Genomic DNA, 3976 nt, shown 5'->3' with positions numbered 1-3976 from the left:
CCAGTCTGATCGTCAGGCTATCCAGGACGAGATTTCACAGCTTACTACTGAGATTGATCGTGTTGCTGAGACAACAAAGTTCAACGAGACTTACTTGTTGAAGGGCGATAAGGGAACAAAAGATATTACTTTAGAGGCTCATGACGCCGGATTAAAGGGCTCATTAACCAATAATGGTAATGGAACTGCCACTTTTGTAATGGATGCATTAGAAGCTGGTGATTCTGTAAGTATCGGTGGTAAAACATATACGATTGGTTCCACAAAGGCAGAAGTTGAAGCTGAATATGATAAACAGGTGACTGCGGCAGGTAATAAGGTTACTATTAATGGTAAGGAAATCACTATTGTAGATGATTACACTACGCCAGGAAATGCTGATGCAGTTGCTGCTGAAAAAGCAAGCGGAAAATACAAGCTCGATGATGCAAAAGCTCTCATTGCTGAAGGATCAACAGTAACTTTTGCTAATGGAAAGACAATGAAAGCGATGAAAGGTGCTGCTGATGGTGTTGACGATGAAGATAACACTATTATTACTGCTGATCACGCATACGGTTTAGCAAAAGATGAGCTACTTGCTGCTAACAAGATTGGAGTAACAAAAGATACCCCAGCTGTTGCAGTTGCAGCGACCGACAATACCTTCACAATTACACTTGGCAAAGCAGAGGTTGCTAATACATTGAGCTTTAGTCTTCATGTAGGTTCCGATGCTGACATGACAAACAAGATTCAGGTCAATATTGAAACTATGAATTCTGACTATTTAGGTGTCAAAAACTTAAACGTAGCAGATGATTCCGGTAAGGCTGCAACATATGCTATCGACGCTATCGCCGATGCTGTATCTAAGGTATCCTCTCAGCGTTCCGCTCTTGGTGCTGTTCAGAACCGTCTTGAGCACACAATTGACAACTTGGATAACGTTGTTGAGAACACCACATCCGCTGAGTCTCGTATCCGCGATACAGACATGGCAGAAGAGATGGTTGCTTACTCCAAGAACAACATCCTTCAGCAGGCTGGTCAGTCTATGCTTGCACAGGCAAATCAGGCAAACCAGGGTGTATTGTCCTTGCTTCAGTAATTAACCAGATCTTAGTTGTTTTCGACTCGAATGAACAGAAGCATATTTTTATTACAATGTTTAGAGGGGAAGCTTTATGGCTTCCCCTCATTGCTTTTTATGCATCCATTATAACTTTTTCAAATATTCTTCTACATTCAAATAGGCCACATCTTCCTGTGTACTCACGCCTACTTGGACGAGAGATGTTTTGGCACCGCGATAGATTACATATTTTCCAATGATGGTTCCATATCGAAAGGCAGTATCCTCACATTTTTGTTTATCCAATAGATGTCTGCATTGTTGTAAAACAATCTTGTCACTATGTTTAATTTCATAGATTTCACAAGTTTCTTCCTCTGGATCAAAAACAACCATATCAAATTCGCCAATTGCAAACTGTAATCGGAATACTTCACAGTTCTTTTTAGAAAGTTTTGTTTCCAAAAGGACGATATCCTCCATCATTCTACCTTTAATTTCGGCTAATATTCTTTCCGTCACTCTCTTTCGTTCTACAAGTGATAAATCTCTAAATTTATCATCCTGCATAAGCGACTCTGCTTGCGAATATCGAATACCCGGCTGTGAAAATGCAGTTCTTGCTTCTTTTCGATTATAGTCAGACATCCATCGGGTTTCTATGTCCACCGTCAAAATGGCTCCTCATCCCTATTTTAACTTTTTAACTTTCTCTGTAAAGTTAAAAAAGTTAAAAGCTTATTTTCTATTTATGGTATTTATATAATATCACATAATCACGTTTTCAATATACAGAACAAAGGGCTGAATTATGTGAAAGAAAACTGATGAGAAAAATAGCAAAATGTCATTCATATAATTCTCAACTTGTTTATGTAATATGCTATAAACAAGTTCGAAGAAGGAGGTGGCGTACTAAATTATTTGATTTTTTTGTACTAAATATACAAGTACACAAAGAAAATTGTCCGCATAATGACTATGAACTATAATTTTCAAAAAGATATGAAAGCAATTCGTGAAATTTTGGGGATGACTCAAGAAGAATTTGCAGAGAAAATAGGTGTTGAACAGGCAACGATTTCTCGGAATGAGCTGGGTAAAAATTTGCCGTCTCCCCAGCTAATGGAACGGGTCTATCAATTTGCATTTGACAAAAAAATAAAAATAAATCAGTTGAAGAAGATGTTATGGGCAGAAAATTTAGCGTCAGATCACAAGCTGCTTTTTCATGGTGCCAAGAGTGAGATTGCCGGTGAAATTGATGTCACAATAGGACGAACCAACAATGATTTTGGATGTGGCTTTTACACAGGAGAAAGCTATGATCAGTCCATTTCATTTATTTCTAATTTCAACAAATCGTGTGTTTATTTTTTAGATTTTAATAATGTTGATTTACGCTGTAAAATGTATAACGTTGATCAAGAATGGATTATGACAATTGCTTATTATAGAAATGCTTTGTCGAAATATGCAGAGCATCCTATTGTGCAAAAGTTAGTTGCACAATCTACCGATATTACTCATACACATATGAACTTAGTTCTAGTCCGGTATACAAAATTATTAAGCCAAAAGAACTACGAGAATTATTTTTAGCATATCACACATTGGATCCGTCACAGGCTATTGAACGGATTTTGGAAGCGAAAAATATTTTGCACGATGATGAAGGAGAATTGCAACGACAATATACAATATTTAAGAAGATTCGGAACGGAAAGTGAATACAGAGGTTACCTTTTACTTAACGCAATGAGGGGAAGCCACAAAGGCTTCCCCTCTAAACATTGTAATAAAAGTATGCTTCTGTTCATTCGAGTCGAAAACAACTAAGATCTGGTTAATTACTGAAGCAAGGACAATACACCCTGGTTTGCCTGGTTTGCCTGTGCAAGCATAGACTGACCAGCCTGCTGAAGAATGTTGTTCTTGGAGTAAGCAACCATCTCTTCTGCCATGTCTGTATCACGGATACGAGACTCAGCGGATGTGGTGTTCTCAACAACGTTATCCAAGTTGTCAATTGTGTGCTCAAGACGGTTCTGAACAGCACCAAGTGCGGAACGCTGCTCGGATACCTTAGCTACTGCATCAGCGATAGCATCGATTGCATATGTTGCAGCATTACCAGTTGAATCTTTAACATTTAAGTCCTTAATGCCAAGATATGCAGAATTCATAGTTTCAATATTAACATTGATCTTATTCGTCATATCAGCATCTGAACCTACATGAAGGCTGAATGAGAGACGATCAGCAACGGTAGCATATCCCTTGTTGATTGTAAATTCTGCACCATCAGTAGAAGAATATGTTGGTTTAGTATTTCCCATTGTAGCAGCATGATCAGCAGTTCCAATGTTGTTAGCAGCCAACAATTCAGCATTCATTAAATCAATAGCATGCGCAGCTGTGATAACCGATGAATCAGTATCATCAACATTGTCATTATTTTGATCATTAATAGCAGTTACAGATTTTCCCTTATACTCTACAGTGGAACCATCTTTTACCAGAGCTTTTAATTCATCAACTTTATACTCATTCTTATCTGCATCGGTGGTTCCTTTAATGGTATAGGATGTTCCATCAATGGTAACTGTGTCATCAGTTTGAGCATTTTTGAATAAATCTTCTGCCTCTGTCTTTGTTGCCGCAATTGTATACTCCTTACCGCCGATAGTCACTTTCTTTCCGGCATCTAATGCACCAGCAGCAATTTTGAAAGTTGCAGAATCTGCACCGTCTGTCAATGTGCCTTTAAGACCTGCATCATGTCCCTTCATATACACATTTTTGGTATTATCATCACCCTTCAACAAATAAGTCTCATTGAACTTTGTTGTCTCAGCAACACGATCAATCTCAGTAGTAAGCTGTGAAATCTCATCCTGAATGGCTTTGCGGTCATCTTGA

General features: G+C 38.2%; 4 protein-coding genes. 2 read left to right on the top strand and 2 right to left on the bottom strand.

What is annotated here, in order from left to right; translation table 11 throughout:
* On the top strand, window positions 1-1090 hold a 1090-nt coding region (locus DW981_RS14225), incomplete at its 5' end, for a flagellin (RefSeq protein ID WP_118508203.1).
* Window positions 1091-1198: 108 nt separating this feature from the next.
* Here DW981_RS14225 and DW981_RS14220 read toward each other — a convergent pair.
* A complete protein-coding gene (locus tag DW981_RS14220; protein ID WP_118508202.1) occupies window positions 1199-1729 on the bottom strand; it encodes a hypothetical protein in 531 nt (176 codons plus the stop codon).
* Window positions 1730-2035: 306 nt separating this feature from the next.
* Between DW981_RS14220 and DW981_RS14215 the strand changes: the two genes are divergently transcribed.
* Window positions 2036-2656, top strand: coding sequence for a DUF3990 domain-containing protein (locus DW981_RS14215; RefSeq protein WP_118508204.1), 621 nt, complete (start codon window positions 2036-2038; stop codon window positions 2654-2656).
* Between the two features lie 248 nt (window positions 2657-2904).
* Here the strand turns inward: DW981_RS14215 and DW981_RS14205 are convergent.
* On the bottom strand, window positions 2905-3976 hold a 1072-nt coding region (locus tag DW981_RS14205), incomplete at its 5' end, for a flagellin (RefSeq protein WP_118508201.1).

This window comes from Clostridium sp. AM49-4BH, assembly GCF_003478335.1.
GTDB lineage: Bacteria > Bacillota > Clostridia > Lachnospirales > Lachnospiraceae > Butyribacter.
This window is presented reverse-complemented; position numbering and strand designations above follow the sequence as displayed.